This is a genomic window from Streptomyces sp. NPDC055506 (genome assembly GCF_053643595.1).
The window spans coordinates 51,963-77,365 of record NZ_JBSHKH010000002.1 but is presented as its reverse complement, the minus strand read 5'-3'; the positions used below and the strand labels follow the sequence as shown (position 1 = coordinate 77,365).

Sequence of the window (25,403 nt, the reverse complement as noted above, 5' to 3'; positions counted from 1 at the left end):
TCCGCGATTGCACTATATGCCCCGATCCCTCGCGCACTCGGCCGGTGCGGCGGTCATCATCCTCGGAGCGGCCCTGACCTCCGCCGCGCCCGTAGCGGCCCAGAGTGCCGCGCCGTCCGACGGCGGCAAGGGCCAGAGTTCCTCGTGCTACACGTCCAACACCCAGCGGCAGGGCCTCGAGAGCATCGTCTGGTCCGTCCTGTTCGGGCCCCAGACCAACACGACGCAGACCCAGTGCGACGACGGCGGCGACGACGCGAAGGAGGACCAGGAAGGGGCCCGTGGCTTCCTTCAGCCCTTCCCGGGCTCCTGAACCGTTCCTTGTGAGTTCCCTGGTCCACGCGACGGGGAGGGGTGTTTGGGTGCCGATGGCCCAAATACCCCTCTTTTAAAAGGGTTTGCTCGCATGGGATGACTCGATTCGGTCAAGTCTTGGTCGAATACGTATTTGCATGGCGTGCTCTTCCGAAACGATGCGGCACGGCCCGTGTGACACGCGGGCCTGACCCCCCTCACCGTTCTGAGAGAACTCCATGAGAAGAAGCGCAGCCGTACTGTGCGGCGCGACCGTCGTCCTGGCCGGGACCCTCACCGCCGCTCCCGCCAGCGCCGACGCGCCGCACTCCGCGACCACCGCCCAGGCCGCGAAGGTCACTTGGAAGAAGTGCGCCACGGACGACTCCCCGACGATGCAGTGCGCGTCGGTGAAGGTGCCGCTCGACTACGCGAAGCCGCAGGGGAAGCAGATCACGCTGGCGCTCTCCCGCGTGCCGCACACCGCCTCGACGTACCAGGGCCCGCTGCTGGTCAACCCCGGCGGCCCCGGCGGCAGCGGCCTGTCGCTGGCCGGTTTCGTCGCCTCCTCCCTGCCCAAGGAGGTCGCGGCCCAGTACGACGTCATCGGCTTCGACCCGCGCGGCGTGGGCAAGAGCCAGCCCGCCCTGGACTGCAAGCCGGGTCACTTCGACCCGGTGCGCCCCGACTCCGTGCCCAGCACGCCCGCGCTCGAGAAGGCCAACCTCGATCGCGCCAAGTCCTTCGCCAAGGCCTGCGGCACGAAGTACAAGGACGTCCTGCCGTACATCAACACGGTCAGCGCCGTGAAGGACATGGACTCCATCCGCAAGGCCCTCGGCGCGAAGAAGATCAACTACTTCGGCTACTCGTACGGCACCTACCTCGGCGCGGTCTACGCCAAGTCGTACCCCGAGCGGGTGCGGCGCCTGGTGCTGGACTCGATCGTCGACCCGACCGGAGTCTGGTACGACGCCAACATCAAGCAGGACTACGCCTTCGACAAGCGCCACAAGGCGCTGATGGCGTGGATGGCCAAGTACGACTCCACGTACAAGCTCGGCACCGATCCGAAGAAGATCGAGGCCAAGTGGTACGCCATGCGGGCGGCCCTCGCCAAGAAGCCGGCCGGCGGCAAGGTCGGCGCCTCCGAACTGGAGGACATCTTCATACCCGGCGGCTACAACAACGCCTACTGGCCCACCCTCGCCCAGACGTTCGCGGCCTACGTCAACAAGCACGACACCGCCGCGCTGGTCAAGGCGTACGACGACATCGCCGCCATCGACGCCTCCGGCGACAACGGCTACAGCGTCTACACCTCCGTGCAGTGCCGTGACGCCTCCTGGCCGCGCGACTGGAAGCAGTGGCGCAAGGACAACTGGGCCGTGTACGAGCAGGCCCCGTTCATGGCCTGGAACAACGCCTGGTACAACGCCCCGTGCGCGTTCTGGCCGACGAAGTCGCTGAAGCCCGTGAACGTCGCCAACTCCAAGCTCCCGCCGGTCCTGCTGTTCCAGGCGACGGACGACGCGGCCACCCCGTACCAGGGCGGTGTCACCATGCACCGTCTGCTGAAGGGCTCCAGCCTGGTGGTGGAGCAGGGCGGCGGCAACCACGGCATCACGCTGGGCGGCAACACCTGCCTCGACAAGCACCTGGCGACCTACCTCACCAACGGCAAGGTGCCGCACGGCAGCGGCACCGCCGACGCCGTCTGCAAGAAGCTGCCCGACCCCAAGCCGCAGGCCACGGCGGAGAAGACCCCGGGCACGGCCGAGTCGACCGTCACGACGGTCGGCAAGACCCTGAGCGGGGTCCTGGGCCACGGCGGCTGAACATGCCCGCCTGAGCCTCGGACTGTGTGAGAAGAAGGGCGCCCGGTGCTCGTCGCCGGGCGCCCTTCGCGGTCAGGGTGAGGCGGGATGCCGGGATCCCGGGACGCCCGAAGGTCATCTGTACGACGCGATCAAACGCGCCAGATGACGCCCCGCCGCCTCCAGGGGCGCCTCGCTGCGGGAGACCTGGGACGCCAGTTCGGCGCCCTCCAGGGTGGCGATCACCGTGTGGGCCAGGTCCCCGGCGTCCGTCTCGGCGAAGCCCGCCGCGACCAGGTTCTCGGCGACCACCGTCCGCCAGCGCGCGAACGCCTCGGCGGCCGCCTGCTGGATGCCGGGGGCGCTGGTCGCCGTGCCCACGACGGTGGAGGTGACCGGGCAGCCGTCGAGCCATTCGGAGTCACGCAGCCCCTGGGCCAGAGACGCGGTGAGGGCCGGCAGGGCCTTCTCCGGTTCCGGCTCCGCGCCGAGCGACTCGCGCAGCAGCTCGGTGAACTCCTCGTCGCCGAGCCGTACGGCGGCCGTGCCGAGCTCCTGCTTCCCGCCCGGGAAGAAGTGGTAGACGGAGCCGAGCGTCGCCCCGGCCTCGCGGGAGATCTGCTTGATGCCCGTGCCCTCGTAGCCCTGGCGCTGCATCAGGCGTGAGGCCGTACGGACGATCCGCTCACGGGTGCCGGCGGTCTCGAGGTCGTGCGGGGCCTTCGTCTTCACGCCGCCACTTTACCGGGCTAGAGCGATCGCTCTAGTCACTGTGCTAGGTTCCTCGATGGATAGAGCGTTCGTTCTAGTCCTCGCTTCAGTGATCTTCGGGGAGACATCTGTGAGCACTTCCGTCACTGTCATCGGTCTCGGCCCCATGGGCCGCGCGATGGCCGCCGCCTATCTCGACGCCGGTTACCGGGTCACCGTCTGGAACCGCACCGCGAGCCGCGCCGACGAACTGGTGGCCAGGGGAGCGGTGCGCGCCGCCACGGTCGAGGATGCGCTGGCGGCCAACGAGGTCGTCCTGCTGAGCCTCACCGACTACGCCGCGATGTACGCCGTCCTGGAACCCGCCACCGCGGCACTGGAGGGCCGCGTCCTGGTCAACCTCAGCTCGGACACTCCGGAAGAGGCCCGCGAGGGGGCCGCCTGGGCGGCGAAGCACGGCGCACGCCATCTCACCGGCGGCGTGCAGACACCGCCGTCCGGCATCGGGTCGCAGGAGTTCGACACCTTCTACAGCGGCCCCCGGGACCTCTTCGAGCAGTACGAGGACGTCCTGAAGGTCATCACGGGCACCGACTACCGCGGGGCGGACCCGGGCCTGGCCGCGCTCTACTACCAGCTCCAGATGGACCTGTTCTGGACGACCCTGACGGCCTGGCTGCACATGCTGGCGCTGGCGGACGCGAACGGCATCAGGGCCTCGGAGATCACGCCGTACGCGGCCGGGACGCTGGGCGGGATGAGCCAGTTCCTCGACTTCTACACGCCGCGGATCGAGGCGGGGCGGCACTCCGGTGACGTCGAGCGGATCTCGATGGCCGTGGCGAGCCTGGACCACGTCGTGCACACGACGCGTGACTCGGGCGTGGACCCGGCGCTGCCCGCCGCGGTGCTGGAGACGTTCCGGCGCGGGGCGGCGGCAGGCTACGAAGAGGACAGCCTGACCCGGCTGTTCGAGGTGTTCGGCAGGGGCGCGCCCGCCTGAGCACGAGAGAGGGCGCCCCGCACACGCGGGGCGCCCTCCGTCACGTAAGGGAGAAGGTCAGAGCTTCTCGATCACGTAGTCGATGCACTTCGTGAGCGCCTCGACGTCCGCCGGGTCGATCGCCGGGAACATCGCGACGCGCAGCTGGTTGCGGCCGAGCTTGCGGTACGGCTCGGTGTCGACGATGCCGTTGGCGCGCAGGACCTTGGCGACGGCGGCGGCGTCGACCTCGTCGCTGAAGTCGATCGTGCCGATGACCTGCGAGCGCTTGGCCGGGTCGGTGACGAACGGGTTGGCGAACTTGACGTCCTCGGCCCAGCCGTACAGCGTCCGCGCGGACGTGGCCGTGCGGCGGACCGACCAGTCCAGGCCGCCCTGGCCGTTGATCCACTCCAGCTGGTCGTTGAGGAGGAACAGCGTGGCGAGGCCCGGGGTGTTGTACGTCTGGTTCTTGCGGGAGTTGTCGATCGCCGTCGGCAGGGAGAAGAACTCCGGGACATGGCGGCCGGACGCGTGGATACGCTCCGCGCGCTCGATCGCCGCCGGGGAGAAGACGGCGATCCACAGGCCGCCGTCGGAGGCGAAGGACTTCTGCGGGGCGAAGTAGTAGACGTCCGTCTCGGCGATGTCGACGGGCAGGCCGCCGGCGCCGGAGGTGGCGTCGACCAGGACGAGGGAACCCTCGTCGGCACCCGGCACCCGCTTGATCGGGGCGGCGACACCGGTGGAGGTCTCGTTGTGCGTGAACGCGTACACGTCGACGCCCGCCTCGGCGACCGGCTCGGGGTGCGTGCCCGGGTCGCTGGAGATGATGTCCGGGTCGGCGAGCCAGGGGGCGAGCTTGGCGGCCTTGGCGAACTTGGAGGAGAACTCGCCGAAGCTGAGGTGCTGCGACTTGTTCTCGATCAGGCCGTGCGTCGCGACGTCCCAGAACGCGGTGGAGCCGCCGTTGCCGAGGACCACCTCGTAGCCGTCGGGGAGCTGGAACAGCTCACGTACGCCCTCGCGCACCTTGCCGACCAGGTTCTTGACCGGGGCCTGCCGGTGGGAGGTGCCCATGAGGGAGGTGCCGGTCGCGGCCAGCGCGTCCAGCGCTTCCGTCCGCACCTTGGAGGGGCCCGCGCCGAAACGTCCGTCGGCGGGCTTGATGTCAGCGGGAATCTGGATCTCAGCCACGAGGGGGAGCGTAGCCGTTTCCAGAAACCTGGGCGAAACGTCGTCCGTCGGGTGAGACGGGGTGGCGGTGGGTATGGGATGGACCCATGTCGGAACTTGAGGCGGAGCTTCGCGGCGCGGTCCGCGGTGACGTGGGGTTCGGCGTGACGGACCGCGCGCTGGTCACGATGGACGCGTCCAACTACCGGCGGGTCCCCCGCGGGGTCGTCGCCCCCGTGGACGCCGACGACGTGGCCGCCGCCCTGGCCGTGTGCCGGGAGCACGGCGTGCCCGTGGTCGCCCGCGGCGGGGGCACGTCCATCGCCGGGCAGGCCACCGGCACCGGTGTCGTCCTGGACTTCACCCGGCACATGAACCGGCTCCTGTCACTCGACCCGGTGACCCGTACCGCCGTCGTCCAGCCGGGGCTGGTGCTGGACCGGCTCCAGGAGGCCGCCGCTCCGCACGGGCTGCGGTTCGGCCCTGATCCGTCCACGCACAGCCGGTGCACGCTCGGCGGCATGATCGGCAACAACTCGTGCGGTTCCCACTCGGTGGCGTGGGGGACCACCGCGGACAGCGTGCGCGAGCTGGACGTGGTCACCGCACGGGGGCGGCGGCTGCGGCTCGGGCAGCACTGGGCGGGGGCGCCGGACGGGCTGCGGGCCCTGGTGGACGGCGAGCTGTCCCGGTTGCGCACGGGCTTCCCGGAGCTGCCCCGCCGCATCTCCGGGTACGCGCTGGACGCCCTGCTGCCCGAGCGGGGCGCCGACGTCGCCCGCTCCTTCTGCGGTTCCGAGGGCACGCTGGGGGTGCTGACGGAGGCGGTCGTAGCACTGGTCGAGGCGCCACGCGCGCGTGCGCTGGCCGTGCTGGGCTACACCGACGAGAGCGCGGCGGCCGAGGCCGCTGCCGGGCTGCTGCCGCTCGGGCCGCTGACGGTGGAGGGGATGTCGGCGGACCTGGTGCCGTCCGCCGCGGCCCTGCCGAAGGGCGCGGCCTGGCTCTTCGTGGAGACCGGCGGGGAGTCGGCGGGGGAGGCACGCGCGCGTGCGGAGGCGATCGTGCGGGCGGCCGATGTCGTGGACGCCCTGGTGGTCACCGACCCGGCGGGGCAGCGGGCGCTGTGGCGGATCCGGGAGGACGCGAGCGGTACGGCGACGCGGATGCCGGACGGCAGTGAGGCCTGGCCGGGGTGGGAGGACTGCGCGGTGCCGCCCGCCCGGCTCGGGGCGTATCTGCGGGACTTCCGGGCGCTGCTCACCGGGCACGGGCTGCGCGGCACGCCGTACGGGCACTTCGGGGACGGCTGCATCCACGTCCGTATCGACTTCGACCTGCTGACGGAGGCGGGTGTCGCCCGTTTCCGCCGCTTCTCGGAGGAGCTCGCGGAACTGGTGGTGGCGCACGGCGGTTCGCTGTCCGGGGAGCACGGCGACGGGCAGGCACGGGCGGAGCTGCTGCCGAAGATGTACGGCCAGGAGATGGTGGGCCTCTTCGAGCGGACGAAGGGCGTCTGGGACCCCGACGACCTGCTCAACCCCGGGATGCTCGTACGCCCCGCGCCCCTCGACGCCGACCTGCGCTTCGCCGTCCTGCCCCGCGAACCGGTCGACGTCGCCTTCGGCTACCCCTCCGACGGCGGTGACTTCTCGGCGGCGGTACGACGCTGCGTGGGCGTCGCCAAGTGCCGTACGACATCGGTGTCCGGCTCCGCCGTGATGTGCCCGTCCTTCCGGGCGACCGGCGCGGAGGAGCACTCCACGCGCGGGCGGGCCCGGCTGCTGCACGAGATGCTCGCGGGTGAGGTCGTGACCGACGGCTGGCGCTCCACCGAGGTACGGGACGCGCTGGACCTGTGCCTGTCCTGCAAGGGCTGCCGCTCGGACTGCCCGGTCGAGGTGGACATGGCCACGTACAAGGCGGAGTTCCTCCACCACCACTACGCCGGCCGGCGCCGGCCGGCCGCGCACCACTCGATGGGACGGCTCCCGGTGTGGCTCCGGGCGGTGTCCCGCACGCGCACGGCATGGCTGGTCAACGCGCTCTCGGGGGTACGGCCCCTCGTGTGGGCGGCGAAACGGCTGGGCGGTATCGCGCCCGAGCGGGACATCCCGAGGGTGGCGAGGGAGCCGTTCAGCCGGTGGTGGGAGCGGCGCCGGGGCAAGGCGGCCCCCGCTTCGGGCGACCTGGTCATCCTGTGGCCCGACACCTTCACCGAGCACCTCTCGCCCGCCGTCGGACAGGCCGCCGTACGGGTGCTGGAGGCGGCCGGGCTGCGCGTGGGGCTGCCGCCCACGCTGCGGCTGGTGAAACCGCCGGTGGGCGACGGGCGGACGGTGGCGATGGATCCGCTGTCGGTGCTGCGGGGCCGGGGCCGCGTCTGCTGCGGGCTGACGTATGTGTCGACGGGCCAGCTGGACCGCGCCCGTACCGTCATGCGCCGCACGCTCGACCTGATGGAACCGGTGCTGGACACCGACGCCCCGGTCATGGTCCTGGAGCCGAGCTGCGCCGCCGCCCTGCGCACCGACGTCCCCGAGCTGCTGCACGACGACCCGCGCGCGGCCCGCCTCGCCGCGAAGGTCCTCACCTTCGCGGAGACACTGGAACGCCACGCCCCCGGCTGGACGCCGCCGCGCGTCGACCGCCCGGTGGCCGGGCAGACCCACTGCCACCAGCACGCGGTACTGGGCGACACCGCCGACCGCCGGCTGCGTGCGGCCGCCGGGCTCTCCGGCGAACTGAGCGGCGGCTGCTGCGGCCTGGCGGGAAACTTCGGCTTCGAGAAGGGCCACTACGAGGTGTCCACGGCCTGTGCGGAGGAACAGCTCCTGCCCTCGGTGCGCGACGCCCCGGACGGCACGGTGGTCCTGGCGGACGGCTTCTCCTGCCGCACGCAGCTGGAGCAGCTCGCGGGGGTGCGGGGGAGCCATCTGGCGGAGGTGCTGGCGGCGGGGCTGGAGGGGGCGGGGGACGAGACCGGAGGGGGAGTCGCCCCCACGGACGAACGCGGACGCGCTTGAGGCGTTCGGACCACGCGGCGGGCGGACCCGAGTGTCTGAGCCGGAGGAGGGCCGGGGGCGCTCCTAGGCTCGCTGGACCAGCCACTCGAAGGAGCCCGCGTATGAGCGTCCGCGTCAAGCCGATCACCCGTGAGGAGCACCTCGCGTTCGTCGCGGCCCGCCCCTCCGCCAGCCACACACAGGTCCCGTCCTGGGGCGAGGTGAAGCCCGACTGGCGGGCTGAGAGCCTGGGTTGGTTCGACGCGGTCGGGCGGCTCGTCGGCGCGGGGCTGGTCCTGCTGCGCCCGCTGCCGGGGCCGCAGCTGCCCGGGCTGCGGAGATACCTCGCCTATCTGCCCGAGGGCCCGCTCCTCGACTGGCACGAGCCCGGCCTGGAGCTGCTGCTGGAGCCGATGCTCGCGCACCTGAGACGCCGGGGCGCCTTCGCCGTGCGGATGGGCCCGCCGGTCGCGGTGCGCCGCTGGAGCGCCGAGGCGGTCAAGGCGGGGATCGCGGACCCGGCCGCCGGGCGGCTGCGGGACGTGCGGGCGACGTCGTACGACCCGCGGGCCGGCCGGATCGCGGAGGACCTGCGCCGCATGGGCTGGCAGCGGACCGAGGCCGGCGGCGAGAGCGGCTTCGCCGCGGGGCAGCCCCGGTACGTCTTCCAGGTGCCGTTCGCGGGCCGGTCGCTCGACGACATCGAGCGCGGCCTGAACCAGCAGTGGCGGCGCAACATCAAGAAGGCGGAGAAGGCCGGTGTGAAGGTCGTACGCGGCGACCTCGAGGATCTGCCGGCCTTCCACGAGCTGTACGGCGAGACCGCCGAGCGGGACGGGTTCATCCCACGCCCGCTGTCCTACTTCCAGGGCATGTGGAGGGCGCTCACCGCCGAACACCCCGACCGTATGCGGCTCTACCTCGCGTACCACGACGGCGAGGTGCTCGCCGCCGCGACCATGCTGACCGTCGGCGCCCACGTCTGGTACTCCTACGGCGCCTCCACCAGCCGCAGGCGCGAGGTCCAGCCGAGCAACGCCGTGCAGTGGCGCATGATGACCGACGCCCACGCACTCGGCGCCGCCGTCTACGACCTGCGCGGCATCACCGACACCCTGGAGGAGTCCAGCGATCTGCTGGGCCTGCTCCGCTTCAAGGTGGGCACCGGCGGCGAGGCCGTCGAGTATCTCGGCGAATGGGAGTACCCCCTCAACCGGCTGCTGTACAAGGCGTTCAGCCTCTACCTGTCCCGGCGCTGACGTCTCAGAGCCCGAGACAGAGGCAAAAGGGCTTCACGCACCTGACTGAGTCCATTACTGTGGACTGAGGAGTACATCGGGATGTACGTGGAGTGCAGGCCGGTGTACGCACAGCCCGCACCCGGAGCCCGACCAGCACAGGACCGCCCGTGACCACGCCAGCCACCCCTGCCAGCGCCACCACACCCCAGTCCGCGACGGCCGCCACGCCCTCCCCGTCCGGCGGCCCCGGCCGTCTCGGATCCCTCGGGCCCGTGGGCCTGGTGCTCGCGGGCGGCATCTCCGTGCAGTTCGGCGGCGCGCTGGCGGTGACCCTGATGCCGAGGGCGGGCGCCCTCGGGGTGGTGGCGCTGCGCCTGCTCGTGGCGGCGGTCGTCCTGCTGCTGGTCTGCCGTCCGCGACTGCGTGGCCACTCGCGCACCGACTGGGGCACGGTCGTCGTCTTCGGCATCACCATGGCCGCGATGAACGGCCTCTTCTACCAGGCCGTCGCCCGCATCCCACTGGGCCCCGCGGTCACCCTGGAGGTCCTCGGCCCGCTCGCCCTCTCGGTCCTCGCCTCCCGCCGCGCGATCAACCTGGTGTGGGCGGCACTCGCCCTCGCCGGTGTCTTCCTCCTCGGCGGCGGAGGCTTCAGCGGCCTCGACCCCACGGGAGCGGCCTTCGCCCTGGGCGCCGGCGCCATGTGGGCGGCGTACATCGTCTTCAGCGCCCGCACGGGCCGCCGCTTCCCGCAGGCGGACGGACTGGCCCTGGCGATGGCGGTCGGCGCTGTGCTGTTCCTGCCCCTGGGCATCGCCGAGTCGGGGACGAAGCTGGCCGACCCGGTGACGCTGGGCCTGGGCGCGGCGGTGGCCCTGCTCTCCTCGGTCCTGCCCTACACCCTCGAACTCCTCGCCCTGCGCCGCCTGCCCGCCTCCACCTTCGCGATCCTGATGAGCCTGGAGCCGGCCATCGCAGCGACGGCCGGCTTCCTCATCCTCGACCAGGCCCTCTCCGCCATGGAGGCCGCCGCGATCGCCCTCGTCGTCGCGGCGAGCATGGGCGCGGTGCGTACGCAGGTGGGCCGGGGCCGGGGGCGCAAGAAGACGGCGGCGCTGGAGAGCACGGGGCTGGAGGGCTAGGGCGAGACCTCGTCATCGAGTGCAGCCCGGATCTGGCCGAGCCACTCGACACCCAGTCGGCGCCCGTCCGGAAGCTGGTCGCCCCGATCCCAGCGCCACGTCGTGATCACCGCGAGCACGAGGATCCGGCACTGGCGCAGCAGGTCCTGGTCGACACCCGGGTAGTGCTCGCCGACTTCCTCGGGCGCATGGGCGAGGTCCCATTCGACGGGCCCACGGCAGCACGTCTCGAGGTCGATGAACAGCAGCCCTTTCCCCGTGCTGAGCAGATTGCCGGGGTGCGGCTCGCCGTGCAGCAACTGCTCGGCGCCGCCGCGCTCGCCGATTACCTGCCTCATGCGTCGCAACGTGTCGCCGAGCAGTTCCCGGTCCGCGTCGGCGAGCGCCGGGGTGCGGTCGCGGTCCGCCACGAGCCGTCGGGCCTGCTCGACCCGGTCCGTGAAGTGCGGCGTCGGGACGTCGAGCCCGCGCATGCCCGTATGCAGTCGCTTGAGCGCGTGGGCGTAGTCGGCCGGCGAGACCTCGCGAAGGGATACGGGCTCGTAGTAGGTCCACAGCGTGATGACGAAGCCGGCACGCTCATACGGGCGTGGCTCCACTCGTGGCTCGAGAGCGGCGACCGGGCACCCGGCTTCGGCGAGCCGCCGCGCCAGCTCGACCTCGAACTCGGCGATCTGATCCGCTGCCGGAGCCACCCGGGCCAGGACGTCACAGGGCAGCAGACGCAGAGTGAGCTTGTTCGAGTCATGAAGAACGATCGCGTCGTCGGCCGCTAGTCCAAGGTCTGAGGCGGTCGACATGGCCGCGGCCACCGCACGCCGGATCTCTGACGCCTGCATCCTCGCCGGCCCCTCTCTCCTTCAGTCGGACGGCGCGGCCGAGGACCACACGCCGAACCACTGCTCGGCGCCGTACTCCTCGAACCGCTCCACCTCGGTGAACCCCAGCTTCGCCGCGAGACGCATCGCGCGGTCATTGGCGGTCCGGGTGCAGAGCACCACCGGCTCGCCGGGAAGCACGCCGGCGAACCAGTCGAGTACCGCCGCGCACGCCTCGGCGGCGTACCCGCGTCCCCACGCCTCCGGCAGGAACAGATAACCGAGTTCGCTCTCCCCGCCGTCCGGACGCACATGGCCCGGACGCTCCGCGTCGCGCCGGTCGAGCGTGATCATGCCGACCATCACTCCGTCGAGCTCGACCACGAAAAGGCCGGGCCGCCGCCCGGGCACCTCGGGCACCGCGCGTTCGAGCTCCGCACGCGGCCGAGACCCGCCGATGTAAGTGCCCACCTCCGGCGAGGCGAACAGCTCGATGAACGCCGCACGTTCCCGGCCCTCGGACTCGCGAAGCAGGAGCCGTTCGGTCTTCATCGGGGCGGGCGGCCAGGCGCCGGGTCCTAACTCGGTCATGGCGGCAACCTATCGCCCACGGCTCACCGACACCGCCGAGCGCGCGACGCGGAACCCCACGTCGTCGATCCGGAACGTCGGATGGCTACGGCGCCGCACCGAGGCCCGGCAGCTCCAGTGCTCGTCGGACCAGCCGCCGCCCCGCAACACCCGGTACGTGCCGTAGACCTCGGCGTCGTAGAGGTCCCAGCACCAGTCCCAGGCGTTGCCCAGCATGTCGTACAGGCCCCATGCGTTGGCCTGCTTGCCGCCCACGGTATGGATCCGCTCGTCCGAGTTCCCCCGGTACCAGGCGACCTCGTCGAGCGGGCCGTAACGCGGCCCGGCACTGCCGGCACGGCAGGCGTACTCCCACTCGGCCTCGGTCGGCAGCCGGTACCCGTCGGCGGAGGCGTCCCACTCGACGGCCTCGGCCTCGACACCCGTGCGATACGCGGGTGCCAAACCCTCCGCCACCGAGAGGGCGTTGCAGAAGGCGACCGCGTCCCACCACGACACACCCTCGACGGGCAGCCGCTCCCCACGAGCGGTACTGGGCCGCTCGCCGGTGACCTGGGCGTACCACTCCTGGGTGACGGGGAACGCCGACATCCAGAAGTCCTCGACCTCGGTCGTCCAACTCCGCTGCGTCCGCCGGTCGGACAGCGTGACCGCCCCGGCCGGGACGGCGACCAACCCGTTCTCCACGCTCACACCAACCCCCCTGTGAGGTAAGCCTATTGACGTCCGCCATGAAATATCCAAGCCGACACCGAAGTTGACCCGTCCATGACTCAACGCCCCGGCCCCCGCCCCCTGTCCGACGAAGCCCTCTCCGGCCTTCTCGGCAAGCAGCAGTTCGGCACGCTCGCCAGTGTCAAGCGTGATGGCCGTCCCCATCTGACGACCATGGTCTACAGCTGGGACCCCGAGGCTCGTATCGTGCGGTTCTCGACGACGGCCGAGCGCGTCAAGGTCAAGCATCTGAGACGCGACCCGCGCGCGGCACTGCATGTGCAGGGCGGTGACGTCTGGTCGTTCGCCGTCGCGGAAGGCGAGGCCGAGGTCTCCGATGTCACGACGGTTCCCGGTGACGCGGTCGGGCGGGAACTGCTCGGGATGATCCCGCAGGGCGCGAAGCCGGAGGACGAAGACGCGTTCCTGGAGGAACTGGTCGCCGAACGCCGGGTGGTCGTCCGGCTGAATGTGGACCGGCTGTACGGGACCGCGCTCGACATCGCCGGATAGACCGAATCACCGGCTAGATCGACCGGGTCCGCGAGCCGCCTCAGCGCACCAGGATCCCGCCCACTGCTTCTCCCCCGATGACCGACCAATGGAACGAGCGCGACTGGGAGTGTATTGATCGCGCCGCCAATGAGCACGCTTTCAGCCATCGCACATTTTCATGCAAGCATGCTTGATTGTTTCTGACCCCACTGCCATGCTCCTCAGCACGCCGCACCACCCCGCATCACCCGCACACCGCCGTGCCCCGAGGGGAGCGCCCGTGTCCGATCCGACGCCCGTGATCGACGACCTGCGCGAGGAGAGCGAGGAACTCGACCGCCTCGTGGCCGGATCGAGCGCGCCGCCCTGGGCGCTGGCCACCCCCGCCCCCGGCTGGACCGTCGCCCACCAGATCGCCCACCTCGCCTGGACCGACCGCTCGGCCCTGCTCGCCGTCACGGACGCCGACGGCTTCCGCGCCCTGGTCGAGAAGGCGCTCGCGGCACCGGGCTCCTTCGTCGACGAGGGAGCCGAGGAGGACGTCGGACTCCCGCCCGCCGCGCTGCTCGCACGGTGGCGTGACGGCCGTACGGCACTGGACAAGGCGCTGCGGGCAGCCCCGCCCAAGGCGCGCTTCCCCTGGTACGGCCCGCCCATGTCGGCCGCATCCATGGCGACGGCCCGTCTTATGGAGACCTGGGCCCATGGGCAGGACGTGGCTGACGCCCTGGGTGTGGTGCGCCCACCCACCGACCGGCTGCGGCATGTGGCCTGGCTCGGGGTACGGACCCGCGACTTCGCCTACGGCGTGCACGGGCTGACTCCGCCGGCCGACACCTTCCGCGTCGAACTGCGCGCGCCCTCAGGCGACTTGTGGACGTACGGCCCCGAGGACGCCCCGCAGCGCGTCACCGGCCCCGCCCTCGACTTCTGCCTCCTGGTCACCCAGCGCGCCCACCGCGCCGACCTCGCCCTGCGCGCCGAAGGACCCGACGCCGACCGCTGGCTGGACCTCGCGCAGGCCTTCGCGGGACCGCCGGGCAGCGGCCGTATGCCGAAGCAGAAGGGAGAGCCCGGGTGACCACCCTGCGCATCGGCAACGCCTCCGGCTTCTACGGCGACCGCTTCGACGCCCTGCGCGAGATGCTCACCGGCGGCGAACTCGACGTCCTCACCGGCGACTACCTCGCCGAGCTCACCATGCTGATCCTCGGTCGCGATCGGCTGAAGGACCCGGCCGCCGGGTACGCCCGCACGTTCCTGCGGCAGTTGGAGGACTCCCTGGGCATCGCCCATGAGCGGGGCGTCCGGATCGTCACCAACGCCGGCGGGCTCAACCCGGCCGGACTCGCCGACACCGTGCGGAACTTGGCCGACCGGCTCGGCATCCCCGTACGCGTCGCCCATGTCGAGGGCGATGATCTCACCGCCGACCACCCCGGCAGCCTCGCCGCCCACGCCTACCTCGGCGGGTTCGGCATCGCGGCGTGTCTGCGGGAGGGCGCGGACATCGTCGTCACGGGGCGGGTGACGGACGCGGCCCTCGTCACCGGGCCCGCCGCCGCGCACTTCGGGTGGGGGGAAACGGACTACGACCGGCTCGCGGGGGCCGTCGTCGCCGGGCACGTCCTGGAGTGCGGGGCGCAGGCCACGGGCGGCAACTACGCCTTCTTCCGGGACGGCGACGTCCGGCGCCCCGGCTTCCCGCTCGCCGAGCTGCACGAGGACGGCAGCTGCGTCATCACCAAGCACCCCGGCACCGGCGGCTTCGTCGACGTCGGCACGGTCACCGCCCAGTTGCTGTACGAGACGGCAGGCGCCCGGTACGCCGGGCCCGACGTCACCACCCGCCTGGACACCGTACGGCTCGGCCAGGACGGGCCCGACCGGGTCCGGATCGACGGCGTGCGCGGAGAGGCGCCCCCGCCCACCCTCAAGGTCGGGCTCAACAAGCTCGGCGGCTTCCGCAACGAGGTCGTCTTCGTGCTCACCGGCCTCGACATCGAGGCCAAGGCCGCCCTGGTGCGGGAGCAACTGGAACCCGCCCTCGGCAAGGTCGCCGACGCGCGCTGGGAGCTGGCCCGCACCGACCGGCCGGACGCTCCGAGCGAAGAGTCGGCGAGCGCGTTGCTGCGGCTCGTCGTACGGGACCCGGACCAGGAGACCGTCGGGCGGGCGCTGAGCGGGGCGGCTGTAGAGCTGGCGCTCGCCAGCTATCCCGGCTTCCACGTGCTGGCACCACCGGGGAAGGGCGCGCCCTATGGGGTCTTCGAGGATGTGTACGTCCCCCATGGGGCCGTCGACCACGTGGCCGTCCTGGATGGTGGGCGCAGAGTCCATGTGCCGCCGCCCCACGACACCCTCGTACTCGACCGGCTGCCCGACCCCCCGCTCCCGGCCCCCCTGCCACCCGGCCCCACCCGGCACGCCCCCCTCGGCCTCGTCGCGGGCGCCCGCAGCGGAGACAAGGGCGGCAACGCCAACGTCGGTGTGTGGGCCCGCACGGACGAGGCCTGGCGCTGGCTCGCCCACGAGCTGACGACCGACAGATTCCAGCAGCTCATCCCCGAGAGCCGCGAGCTGAACGTCACCCGGCACGTCCTGCCCCGGCTCCGCGCCCTCAACTTCGTCGTCGAGGGCATCCTCGGCGCGGGCGTCGCCGCCCAGCACCGCTTCGACCCGCAGGCCAAGGCCCTCGGCGAATGGCTGCGCTCCCGCCACCTGGACATACCGGAGGCCCTGCTGTGACCGTCCTGACCTCCGCGCTCGACCCCAAGAGCCCCGACTACCGGGACAACCGCGAGGCGATGCTCGCCAAGCTGGACGAGCTGACCGCCGAACACGCCAAGGCCCTCGCGGGCGGCGGCGAGAAGTACGTGGCGCGGCACCGCAAGCGCGGCAAACTCCTCGCCCGCGAACGCATCGAGCTGCTCCTCGACCCCGACACGCCCTTCCTGGAGCTGTCCCCGCTGGCCGCCTGGGGCAGCGACTACACCGTCGGCGCCTCCCTCGTCACCGGCATCGGTGTCGTCGAGGGAGTGGAGTGCCTGATCACCGCCAACGACCCGACCGTGCGCGGCGGAGCGAGCAACCCCTGGTCGCTGAAGAAGGCCCTGCGCGCGAACGACATCGCCCTCGCCAACCGGCTCCCCTGCATCAGCCTGGTGGAGTCCGGGGGAGCCGATCTGCCGTCCCAGAAGGAGATCTTCATCCCGGGCGGCGCGATCTTCCGGGACCTGACCCGGCTCTCGGCGGCCGGCATCCCGACCGTCGCCGTCGTCTTCGGCAACTCCACCGCCGGAGGCGCCTACATCCCCGGCATGTCCGACCACGTGATCATGGTCAAGGAGCGGGCGAAGGTGTTCCTCGGCGGCCCGCCGCTGGTGAAGATGGCAACCGGCGAGGAGAGCGACGACGAGTCCCTGGGCGGCGCCGAGATGCACGCGCGTGTGTCCGGCCTCGCCGACTACTTCGCCGTCGACGAGCCCGACGCGCTCCGCCAGGCCCGGCGCGTGGTCGCCCGCCTCAACCACCGCAAGGCCTACGACGATCCGGGCCCGGCCGAACCCCCCAAGTACTCCGCCGACGAACTGCTCGGCATCGTCCCCGGTGACCTGAAGAGCCCCTTCGACCCGCGCGAGGTCATCGCCCGCATCGTCGACGCCTCCGACTTCGACGAGTTCAAACCGCTCTACGGCACGAGCCTGACCACCGGCTGGGCCACCCTGCACGGCTACCCGGTCGGCGTTCTCGCCAACGCCCAAGGGGTCCTCTTCAGTGAGGAGTCCCAGAAGGCCGCCCAGTTCATCCAGCTCGCCAACCAGCGCGACATCCCGCTGCTCTTCCTGCACAACACCACCGGCTACATGGTCGGCAAGGAGTACGAGCAGGGCGGCATCATCAAGCACGGCGCGATGATGATCAACGCCGTCAGCAACAGCCGCGTCCCCCATCTGTCCGTCCTGCTGGGCGCCTCCTACGGCGCCGGCCACTACGGCATGTGCGGACGGGCCTACGACCCCCGCTTCCTCTTCGCCTGGCCCAGCGCCAAGTCGGCCGTCATGGGCCCCCAGCAGCTCGCGGGTGTCCTCTCCATCGTCGCCCGGCAGTCGGCGGCGGCGAAGGGACAGCCGTACGACGAGGAGGCGGACGCGGCGCTGCGCGCCATGGTGGAGCAGCAGATCGAGTCCGAGTCGCTGCCGATGTTCCTGTCCGGGCGGCTGTACGACGACGGCGTCATCGACCCGCGCGACACCCGCACCGTCCTCGGCCTGTGCCTGTCGGCCATCCACACGGCGGCGTACGAGGGCGCCCGCGGTGGCTTCGGCGTCTTCCGGATGTGAGGCTGATGATGATCACTTCTGTACTGGTGGCGAACCGCGGCGAGATCGCCTGCCGTGTCTTCCGCACCTGCCGCGAACTGGGCATCCGCACCATCGCCGTCCACTCGGACGCGGACGAGGGCGCCCTCCACGCGCGCGTGGCCGACGCGAGCGTACGACTTCCGGGGGAGACGCCCGCCGACACCTATCTGCGCGGCGACCTGATCGTGAAGGCCGCCGTCGCGGCCGGAGCGGACGCCGTCCACCCCGGATACGGCTTCCTCTCCGAGAACGCCGACTTCGCCCGGGCCGTCCAGGACGCGGGCCTGACCTGGATCGGCCCGCCCCCCGAGGCCATCGAGGCCATGGCGTCCAAGACCCGCGCCAAGCAGCTCATGGGCATCCAGCCCCTCACCCACGTCACCGAAGCCGACCTGCCCGTGCTGGTGAAGGCGGCGGCGGGCGGCGGCGGACGCGGCATGCGCGTCGTACGACGACTCGCGGACCTGGAAGCCGAACTGGCCTCCGCACGCGCCGAAGCCGCGAGCGCCTTCGGAGACGGCGAGGTCTTCGTCGAGCCGTACGTCGAGAACGGCCGCCACGTCGAGGTCCAGATCCTCGCCGACACCCACGGCACGATCCTGCCGTTCGGCACCCGCGACTGCTCCCTCCAGCGCCGCCACCAGAAGGTCGTCGAGGAGGCCCCGGCACCCGGACTCCCCGAGGAACTCCAGGAGGAGCTGAGCACCCTCGCCGTACGGGCCGCCCGAGCCGTCGACTACGTGGGCGCCGGCACGGTCGAGTTCCTCGTGGCCCACGGCAGGGCCCACTTCCTTGAGATGAACACCCGGCTCCAGGTCGAACACCCGGTGACGGAAGCCGTGTTCGGCCTCGACCTGGTCGCCGAACAGCTCCGGATCGCCGAAGGCCACCCCCTCGACGACGAGCCGCCACGCGCGCGTGGCCACGCCGTCGAAGCCCGCCTGTACGCAGAGGACCCGTCCCGCCACTGGGCCCCGCAGACCGGCCGCCTGCACCGTCTGTCCCTGCCGGAGCGCGTTCGCCTGGACACCGGCTACACCGACGGCGACGACATCGGCGTCCACTACGACCCCATGCTCGCCAAGGTCGTGGCACACGCCCCCACACGCGCGGAGGCCCTCCGCAAACTCTCCTCCGCCCTGGAACGGGCCGTGCTCCACGGCCCCGTCACCAACCGCGACCTCCTGGTCCGCTCCCTGCGCCACCCCGAGTTCACCGCGGCCCGCATGGACACCGGCTTCTACGACCGCCACCTGCCGGAACTGACCACCCCCGCCACCGACCCGCACGCCCCCTTGGCCGCGGCCCTCGCCGACGCCCACACCGGCCCGCGCTCCCGCTTCGGCGGCTGGCGCAACGTTCCTTCACAGCCGCAGGTCAAGCGTTATGCGATGGCAGGGGAGGAGCACGAGGTCCGCTACCACCACACCCGCACGGGCCTGGAGGCGGACGGAGTGCGGGTGGTGCACGCCGAGAAGCACCTCGTACTCCTGGAAGTCGACGGCGTACAGCGCAAGTTCGAGGTGGCCCGCTACGACGACCACGTCTACGTCAACACCACCGCCCTCACGGCCCTGCCCCGCTTCCCCGACCCAATGGCCCAGCACGCCCCCGGCTCCCTCCTGGCCCCCATGCCGGGCACGGTCGTCCGAGTAGCCGACGGCCTCACCGCAGGAGCCCCCGTCAAGGCCGGCGACCCCCTCCTCTGGCTGGAGGCGATGAAGATGCAGCACAAGATCACAGCACCGGTCACAGGAACGCTGAGCGAGCTGCACGCCGTACCAGGCCAACAGGTAGAGCCGGGCATGTTGCTGGCAGTGGTAACAGAAGGCTTTTAGGGGCGCGGGGAACTGCGCGACAAGCCACAACGCACCCGCACCCGAAAGGACTCCTCATGGACACCGAAGACCACAAGTCCCTACGACAAGCCGTCTCAACCCTGGGCAAACGCCACGGCCAAGGATCCGACCCCACCCAACTCTGGTCAGAAGCAGGCAAACTGGGCTACCTGGGCGTCAACCTCCCCGAGGCCTACGGAGGAGGAGGCGGCGGCATCACAGAACTCTCCCTCGTCCTGGAAGAGCTCGGCGCAGCCGGCTGCCCCCTCCTCATGATGGTGGTCTCACCGGCAATCTGCGGCACAGTCATCGCCCGCTTCGGCACAGCCGCCCAAAAACAAGCATGGCTCCCCGCCCTCGCCGACGGCTCCCGCCTCATGGCCTTCGGCATCACCGAACCCGACGCCGGCTCCAACAGCCACCGCATCACCACCACCGCCCGCCGCGACCAGGACACCGGCGACTGGATCCTCACCGGCCGCAAGGTCTTCATCTCCGGCGTGGACATCGCGGACGCGACCCTCATCGTCGGCCGCACCGAAGACGCCCGCACCGGCAGTCTCAAGCCCTGCCTGTTCATCGTCCCGCGCGACACCCCCGGGTTCGGCCGCCGCCCCATCGACATGGAACTCAACGCCGCCGAGAAGCAGTTCGAGCTGACCCTCGACGACGTACGGCTGCCCGCCGACGCCCTCGTCGGCGACGAGGACGCGGGCCTGCTGCAACTCTTCGCCGGCCTCAACCCCGAGCGCATCATGACGGCCGCCTTCGCGATCGGCATGGGCCGCTACGCGCTCGCGCGAGCCATCGAGTACGCCCGCGACCGGCAGGTCTGGAAGACCCCCATCGGCGCCCACCAGGCCATCGCCCACCCCCTGGCCCAGGCGCACATCGAGCTCGAACTCGCCCGCCTGATGATGCAGAAGGCCTCCCACCTGTACGACGCGGGCGACGACACGGGCGCCGGAGAGGCCGCCAACATGGCCAAGTACGCGGCCGGCGAGGCCTGTGTGAAGGCCGTGGACCAGGCCGTGCACACCCTCGGCGGCAACGGCCTCACCCGCGAGTACGGCCTGGCGCGGCTGATAACGGCCGCGCGCGTGGCTCGTATCGCACCGGTGAGCCGGGAGATGATTCTCAACTACGTCTCCCACCAGACCCTGGGCCTGCCCAAGTCGTACTGAGACGGGCAGAGACGCCCCGCGCGCGAGGAGGAACCATGTTCCGCAGCGAGTACGCAGACGTCCCGCCCGTCGACCTGCCCATCCACGAGGCGGTCCTCGCCAGAGCCACGGAGTTCGGCGGCACCCCGGCGCTGATCGACGGCACCGACGGCACCACCCTCTCCTACGAGCAGGTCGACCGCTTCCACCGGCGCGTCGCCGCCGGGCTCGCCGAGGCCGGAGTGCGCAAGGGCGACGTCCTCGCCCTGCACAGCCCCAACACCATCGCCTTCCCCACCGCCTTCTACGCCGCCACCCGCGCGGGCGCCACCGTCACCACCGTGCACCCGCTCGCCACCGCCCAGGAGTTCGCCAAGCAGCTCACGGACTCGGCGGCCCGCTGGATCGTCACCGTCTCACCGCTGCTCGACATCGCCCGCCGGGCAGCCGAACTCGCCGGCGGCGTACACGAGATCTTCGTGTGCGACAGCGCCACCGGCCACCGCTCCCTCATCGACATGCTGGCCTCCACCGCCCCCGAGCCGGTGATCGACATCGACCCCGCCGAGGACGTGGCGGCCCTCCCGTACTCCTCCGGGACCACCGGCACACCCAAGGGCGTGCTGCTCACCCACCGGCAGATCGCCACCAACCTCGCCCAGCTCGACGGGGCGATACCCGCGGGCCCCGGCGACCGCATCCTCGCCGTCCTGCCGTTCTTCCACATCTACGGGCTCACGGCACTGATGAACGCGCCCCTCAGAAAGGGCGCCACCGTCGTCGTCCTGCCCCGCTTCGACCTGGAACAGTTCCTCGCGGCCATCCAGAACCACCGCATCACCGGCCTCTACGTGGCCCCGCCGATCGTCCTGGCCCTCGCCAAGCACCCGGCCGTCGCCCAGTACGACCTGTCGTCCCTGAAGTACATCCTCAGCGCGGCCGCACCCCTGGACGCCCGCCTCGCCGCCGCCTGCTCCGAGCGGCTCGGCCTGCCGCCCGTCGGCCAGGCCTACGGCATGACGGAACTGTCGCCCGGCACCCACGTCGTCCCCCTCGACGCGATGCGCGACGCACCGCCCGGAACCGTCGGCAAGCTCATCGCCGGCACCGAGATGCGCATCGTCTCCCTGGACGACCCCGACTCGGACCTGCCCGCCGGCGAATCCGGCGAGATCCTCATCCGCGGCCCCCAGGTCATGAAGGGCTACCTCGACCGCCCCGACGCCACCGCCGCGATGATCGACCCCGACGGCTGGCTGCACACCGGAGACGTAGGCCACGTCGACGACGACGGCTGGCTCTTCGTCGTCGACCGCGTCAAGGAACTCATCAAGTACAAGGGCTTCCAGGTGGCCCCCGCCGAACTGGAGGCCCTCCTCCTCACCCACCCGGGCATCGCCGACGCCGCCGTCATCGGCCGCTACGACGACGACGGCAACGAGGTCCCGCACGCCTACGTGGTCCGCCAGCCGGCCGCCGCCGGCCTCTCGGAGACGGAGATCATGATGTTCGTCGCCGAACGCGTCGCCCCCTACAAGCGGATCCGGCACGTCACCTTCATCGTCGGCGTACCCCGCGCGGCCTCCGGCAAGATCCTCCGCCGACAGCTCAGGGAGCGCACATGAGCCTGGTCACCCGCACCCGCGCGCGTGCGATCGAGACCCTCACCCTCGACTCACCCCACAACCGCAACGCCCTGTCGGCGGCCCTCGTCGCCGAACTGTCCGACGCCCTCACCGACGCCGGCAAGGACACCGACGTCCGCGCGATCGCACTCACCCACACCGGCAACACCTTCAGCGCCGGAGCCGACCTCAAGGACCCCCCGCCCCCCGACGCACTCGTCGCCCTGCTGCGGCAGATCATCGAACTGCCCAAGCCCGTCGTCGCCCGCGTCACCGGCCACGTCCGCGCCGGCGGCCTCGGCCTACTGGCCGCCTGCGACATCGCCGCCGCCTCCACCGAGGCCACCTTCGCCTTCACAGAGGTCCGCATCGGCGTCGCCCCCGCGGTCATCTCCCTGCCACTGCTCCCACGCACCGACCCGCGCGCCCTGGCCCGCCACTACCTCACCGGCGAACGCTTCGACGCGGCGGAGGCGACACGCACGGGCCTGCTCACCACGCACGGCATGGACGTGGACACGACCCTGGCCCCCATCCTCGACGGCCTGCGCAAATCCGCCCCCGACGCCCTGGCCGAGACGAAACGGCTGCTCACGGCTAGGGTGCTGGAAGCCTTCGACCGGGACGCGGCAGACCTGACCGCACTCTCGGCCCGGCTGTTCTCCTCCCCGCAGGCCCGCGAGGGGATGACGGCCTTCCTCGAACGACGGGATGCGGCATGGGTGGTGTGAGCACGGCCGACCGTGCGGAGAGAGTCCCCAAGCAGGACCGCAGCCGGGCCACCCGGCAGCGGCTCCTGGAAGCCGCCGTGGCCTGCCTCGCGGAACACGGCTGGGCCGGCTCCACCGTGTCCGTCGTCGCCGAACGCGCCGGCGTCTCCCGCGGCGCCGCCCAGCACCACTTCCCGACCCGCGAGGACCTCTTCACCGCGGCCGTCGAGTACGTCGCCGAGGAACGCTCGACCGCCCTGCGCGCCCTCTTCCCCGAGGGCGCGTCCGGAGACCGCCACGCGGTCGTCGCCGCCCTCGTCGACCTCTACACCGGCCCCCTCTTCCGCGCCGCCCTCCACCTCTGGGTCGCCGCCTCCAACGAGGACCAGCTCCGCCCCCGCGTCACCGAACTCGAATCCCGCGTAGGCCGCGAGACCCACCGCATAGCGGTCGACCTCCTCGCCGCCGACGAATCCCTCCCCGGCGTCCGGGAAACGGTCCAGGGCCTCCTCGACATGGCCCGCGGCCTCGGCCTCGCCAACCTCCTCACCGACGACACGGCCCGCCGGGAACGGGTGGTGGAGCAGTGGGCGGGACTGCTGGAGGAGACGCTGGGCTGAGAGGGCTGTAGAGGCGTGGGCCGTCAGGGACTGAGCCGCTCCACCCGCCAGCTCCCGTCGGCCTGCTCCACGTACCGCAACCGGTCGTGCAGCCGGTTCTCGCGGCCCTGCCAGAACTCCACCGCCTGCGGGGCCACCCGGAAACCGCCCCAGTTCGGCGGTACGGGCACCTGCTCGCCCTCCGGATAGCGGGCGGCCAGCTCGGCGTACGAGCGGTCGAGGTCGGCACGGGTGGAGATCACGGAGGACTGGGCGCTGGCCCACGCGCCCAGCTGTGAGCCGTGCGGCCGGGTCCGGAAGTACGCCGCCGTCTCGTCCCGGCCGGTGCGCCGCGCGACACCGGTGACGAGGACCTGCCGGGCCATCGGATGCCAGGGGAACAGCAGCGAGACGTACGGGTTCTCCGCCAGGTCGCGGGCCTTGCGGGAGTCGTAGTTCGTGTAGAAGACGAAGCCCTGCTCGTCGAAGTGCTTCAGCAGAACGGTACGGGCGCTGACCCGCCCCTCGGCGTCGGCCGTCGAGACGACCATGGCGTTCGGCTCGAACAGCCCGCCGTCCGTCGCGGCCTGCTTGAACCAGCGCGCGAACTGCTCGACGGGGGTGGCGGCCAGCTCGGTCTCGGAGAGCCCCTCGGCCCGGTACTGCTTGCGCATCGAGGCCAGATCGAAGGGGACGGCGTCGCGGTCGGTCACCCGGTCATCTTGCCGTATGGACGGTGTCCTTCGTCACTGAGTGGCACTGAGTGCCGTGAACCCTCCCCAACGGTGGCACTCGGGGATATCGTTCTGATGCCGTTCGGGTTGGGTGACCGCCAGCCGCACGGGGCATCACAGGGGAGACCGGCCAGGGCCGCGAGTCGCCGCTACGACCGTGGATCCACCGGACGGCCGCCCGCTTCGCAAGCTGACTGACACATGGTTCACACGTCTCACCCCACCAGACACCATCTGTCACTTACATCACGAGGAGCCGCCTGATGTCCGACTTCGTACCCGGGCTCGAGGGAGTAGTCGCGTTCGAGACGGAGATCGCCGAACCGGATAAGGAGGGCGGCGCACTCCGGTACCGGGGCGTCGACATCGAGGACCTCGTCGGGCATGTCTCCTTCGGCAACGTCTGGGGCCTGCTCGTCGACGGCGCTTTCAACCCCGGCCTGCCGCCCGCCGAGCCGTTCCCCATCCCCGTCCACTCCGGTGACATCCGCGTCGACGTCCAGTCGGCCCTGGCCATGCTGGCCCCGGTCTGGGGCCTCAAGCCGCTCCTCGACATCGACGAGGAGCAGGCCCGCGCCGACCTGGCCCGCGCCGCCGTCATGGCCCTGTCCTACGTCGCCCAGTCGGCCCGCGGCCAGGGCCTGCCCATGGTCCCGCAGCGAGAGATCGACAAGGCCCAGTCCGTCGTAGAACGCTTCATGATCCGCTGGCGCGGTGAGCCGGACCCCAAGCACGTGGCGGCGGTGGACGCGTACTGGACGAGCGCGGCCGAGCACGGCATGAACGCGTCCACGTTCACGGCCCGTGTGATCGCCTCGACGGGCGCTGACGTCGCGGCCGCGCTCTCCGGCGCGGTGGGCGCGATGTCCGGCCCGCTGCACGGCGGCGCCCCGTCCCGCGTCCTCGGCATGATCGAGGAGATCGAGCGCACGGGCGACGCCGAGGCCTATGTGAAACAGGCCCTCGACAAGGGCGAGCGCCTCATGGGCTTCGGTCACCGCGTCTACCGCGCCGAGGACCCCCGCGCCCGAGTCCTTCGCCGCACCGCCCGCGAACTGGGCGCTCCGCGCTTCGAGGTCGCCGAGGCCCTGGAGAAGGCGGCCCTCGCGGAACTCCACGCCCGCCGCCCCGACCGGGTCCTCGCGACGAACGTCGAGTTCTGGGCGGCCATCGTCCTGGACTTCGCCGAGGTCCCGGCGCACATGTTCACGTCCATGTTCACCTGCGCCCGCACGGCCGGCTGGTCCGCCCACATCCTCGAGCAGAAGCGCACGGGCCGCCTCGTCCGCCCCTCGGCCCGCTACGTCGGCCCGGGCAGCCGCGACCCCCGCGAGATCGAGGGCTACGGGGACATCGCCCACTGAGCCCGTCACATCGACGGCCA

22 protein-coding genes are annotated in these 25,403 nt (G+C 71.5%); 16 read left to right on the top strand and 6 right to left on the bottom strand.

Translation table 11 applies throughout. The features are described from left to right. Window positions 1–16: 16 nt before the first annotated feature. Together ACWIF2_RS01185 and ACWIF2_RS01180 are read left to right on the top strand one after the other, a co-directional pair. Window positions 17–313 carry a hypothetical protein gene (locus tag ACWIF2_RS01185; protein ID WP_454357923.1) on the top strand — a complete coding sequence of 99 codons (297 nt, stop codon included), beginning with the start codon at window positions 17–19 and terminating at the stop codon, window positions 311–313. 220 nt (window positions 314–533) lie between these two features. Continuing rightward, window positions 534–2,132 carry an alpha/beta hydrolase gene (locus tag ACWIF2_RS01180; protein ID WP_454357922.1) on the top strand — a complete coding sequence of 533 codons (1,599 nt, stop codon included), beginning with the start codon at window positions 534–536 and terminating at the stop codon, window positions 2,130–2,132. 114 nt (window positions 2,133–2,246) lie between these two features. Here the strand turns inward: ACWIF2_RS01180 and ACWIF2_RS01175 are convergent, their stop codons facing one another. Further along, complete coding sequence (locus tag ACWIF2_RS01175; protein ID WP_454357921.1) at window positions 2,247–2,843, bottom strand: TetR/AcrR family transcriptional regulator; 597 nt, start codon at window positions 2,841–2,843, stop codon at window positions 2,247–2,249. A gap of 55 nt (window positions 2,844–2,898) precedes the next feature. Here ACWIF2_RS01175 and ACWIF2_RS01170 point away from each other — a divergent pair, with 55 nt between their 5' ends. After that, on the top strand, window positions 2,899–3,825 hold the full coding sequence (locus tag ACWIF2_RS01170; RefSeq protein ID WP_454357920.1) for an NAD(P)-dependent oxidoreductase: 927 nt from the start codon (window positions 2,899–2,901) through the stop codon (window positions 3,823–3,825). Between the two features lie 57 nt (window positions 3,826–3,882). Here the strand turns inward: ACWIF2_RS01170 and serC are convergent, their stop codons facing one another. Beyond that, window positions 3,883–5,001, bottom strand: a complete 1,119-nt coding sequence (serC, locus tag ACWIF2_RS01165; protein ID WP_454357919.1) for a phosphoserine transaminase — start codon at window positions 4,999–5,001, stop codon at window positions 3,883–3,885. 86 nt (window positions 5,002–5,087) lie between these two features. Between serC and ACWIF2_RS01160 the strand changes: the two genes are divergently transcribed. The 3 genes from ACWIF2_RS01160 to ACWIF2_RS01150 all read left to right on the top strand — a co-directional run bounded on the left by ACWIF2_RS01160 (window position 5,088) and on the right by ACWIF2_RS01150 (window position 10,368). Next, on the top strand, window positions 5,088–8,006 hold the full coding sequence (locus tag ACWIF2_RS01160; protein WP_454357918.1) for an FAD-binding and (Fe-S)-binding domain-containing protein: 2,919 nt from the start codon (window positions 5,088–5,090) through the stop codon (window positions 8,004–8,006). A gap of 101 nt (window positions 8,007–8,107) precedes the next feature. Then, the gene (locus ACWIF2_RS01155) at window positions 8,108–9,244 is read left to right on the top strand and encodes a lipid II:glycine glycyltransferase FemX (protein WP_454357917.1); all 1,137 of its coding nucleotides are present in this window, start codon (window positions 8,108–8,110) and stop codon (window positions 9,242–9,244) included. 149 nt (window positions 9,245–9,393) lie between these two features. After that, a complete protein-coding gene (locus tag ACWIF2_RS01150; RefSeq protein ID WP_454357916.1) occupies window positions 9,394–10,368 on the top strand; it encodes an EamA family transporter in 975 nt (324 codons plus the stop codon). On the opposite strand, the gene ACWIF2_RS01145 is transcribed toward ACWIF2_RS01150, so the two are convergent. Genes ACWIF2_RS01145 through ACWIF2_RS01135 form a run of 3 tightly spaced genes read right to left on the bottom strand, consistent with a single transcriptional unit; the run spans window position 10,365 to window position 12,470 of the window. After that, window positions 10,365–11,207, bottom strand: coding sequence for a phosphotransferase enzyme family protein (locus tag ACWIF2_RS01145; RefSeq protein ID WP_454357915.1), 843 nt, complete (start codon window positions 11,205–11,207; stop codon window positions 10,365–10,367). The two genes, ACWIF2_RS01150 and ACWIF2_RS01145, sit on opposite strands and share 4 nt — an antisense overlap. A gap of 21 nt (window positions 11,208–11,228) precedes the next feature. After that, window positions 11,229–11,777: a GNAT family N-acetyltransferase gene (locus ACWIF2_RS01140; protein WP_454357914.1), complete on the bottom strand. Its 549-nt coding sequence runs from the start codon at window positions 11,775–11,777 to the stop codon at window positions 11,229–11,231. Window positions 11,778–11,786: 9 nt separating this feature from the next. Continuing rightward, window positions 11,787–12,470 carry a formylglycine-generating enzyme family protein gene (locus ACWIF2_RS01135; RefSeq protein WP_454357913.1) on the bottom strand — a complete coding sequence of 228 codons (684 nt, stop codon included), beginning with the start codon at window positions 12,468–12,470 and terminating at the stop codon, window positions 11,787–11,789. A gap of 75 nt (window positions 12,471–12,545) precedes the next feature. Here ACWIF2_RS01135 and ACWIF2_RS01130 point away from each other — a divergent pair, with 75 nt between their 5' ends. The 9 genes from ACWIF2_RS01130 (at window position 12,546) to ACWIF2_RS01090 (ending at window position 23,306) form a co-directional block, all read left to right on the top strand. Continuing rightward, window positions 12,546–13,004 (top strand): PPOX class F420-dependent oxidoreductase, encoded by a 459-nt coding sequence (locus ACWIF2_RS01130; protein ID WP_454357912.1) that lies wholly within the window; start codon window positions 12,546–12,548, stop codon window positions 13,002–13,004. A 262-nt stretch (window positions 13,005–13,266) separates the two neighbouring features. Next, window positions 13,267–14,067 (top strand): TIGR03084 family metal-binding protein, encoded by an 801-nt coding sequence (locus ACWIF2_RS01125; RefSeq protein WP_454357911.1) that lies wholly within the window; start codon window positions 13,267–13,269, stop codon window positions 14,065–14,067. Then, complete coding sequence (locus ACWIF2_RS01120; protein WP_454357910.1) at window positions 14,064–15,734, top strand: acyclic terpene utilization AtuA family protein; 1,671 nt, start codon at window positions 14,064–14,066, stop codon at window positions 15,732–15,734. Before ACWIF2_RS01125 ends, ACWIF2_RS01120 begins: the two co-directional genes overlap by 4 nt. Further along, on the top strand, window positions 15,731–17,329 hold the full coding sequence (locus tag ACWIF2_RS01115; protein WP_454357909.1) for an acyl-CoA carboxylase subunit beta: 1,599 nt from the start codon (window positions 15,731–15,733) through the stop codon (window positions 17,327–17,329). Before ACWIF2_RS01120 ends, ACWIF2_RS01115 begins: the two co-directional genes overlap by 4 nt. Window positions 17,330–17,337: 8 nt before the next feature. Next, window positions 17,338–19,188, top strand: a complete 1,851-nt coding sequence (locus ACWIF2_RS01110) for an ATP-binding protein (RefSeq protein WP_454358013.1) — start codon at window positions 17,338–17,340, stop codon at window positions 19,186–19,188. Window positions 19,189–19,244: 56 nt separating this feature from the next. Then, window positions 19,245–20,372: an acyl-CoA dehydrogenase family protein gene (locus ACWIF2_RS01105; protein ID WP_454357908.1), complete on the top strand. Its 1,128-nt coding sequence runs from the start codon at window positions 19,245–19,247 to the stop codon at window positions 20,370–20,372. Between the two features lie 35 nt (window positions 20,373–20,407). Further along, window positions 20,408–21,976, top strand: coding sequence for a 4-coumarate--CoA ligase family protein (locus ACWIF2_RS01100; RefSeq protein ID WP_454357907.1), 1,569 nt, complete (start codon window positions 20,408–20,410; stop codon window positions 21,974–21,976). Then, the gene (locus tag ACWIF2_RS01095; RefSeq protein ID WP_454357906.1) at window positions 21,973–22,707 is read left to right on the top strand and encodes an enoyl-CoA hydratase family protein; all 735 of its coding nucleotides are present in this window, start codon (window positions 21,973–21,975) and stop codon (window positions 22,705–22,707) included. The genes ACWIF2_RS01100 and ACWIF2_RS01095 overlap by 4 nt, the downstream gene beginning before the upstream one ends. Further along, window positions 22,695–23,306: a TetR/AcrR family transcriptional regulator gene (locus ACWIF2_RS01090; RefSeq protein ID WP_382495266.1), complete on the top strand. Its 612-nt coding sequence runs from the start codon at window positions 22,695–22,697 to the stop codon at window positions 23,304–23,306. Before ACWIF2_RS01095 ends, ACWIF2_RS01090 begins: the two co-directional genes overlap by 13 nt. A gap of 23 nt (window positions 23,307–23,329) precedes the next feature. Here ACWIF2_RS01090 and pdxH read toward each other — a convergent pair whose 3' ends face one another. Next, window positions 23,330–23,998 carry a pyridoxamine 5'-phosphate oxidase gene (pdxH, locus tag ACWIF2_RS01085; protein WP_382495268.1) on the bottom strand — a complete coding sequence of 223 codons (669 nt, stop codon included), beginning with the start codon at window positions 23,996–23,998 and terminating at the stop codon, window positions 23,330–23,332. A 284-nt stretch (window positions 23,999–24,282) separates the two neighbouring features. On the opposite strand from pdxH, the gene ACWIF2_RS01080 reads away from it, so the two are divergent. After that, window positions 24,283–25,383 (top strand): citrate synthase 2, encoded by a 1,101-nt coding sequence (locus ACWIF2_RS01080; RefSeq protein ID WP_454357905.1) that lies wholly within the window; start codon window positions 24,283–24,285, stop codon window positions 25,381–25,383. Window positions 25,384–25,403: the final 20 nt, after the last annotated feature.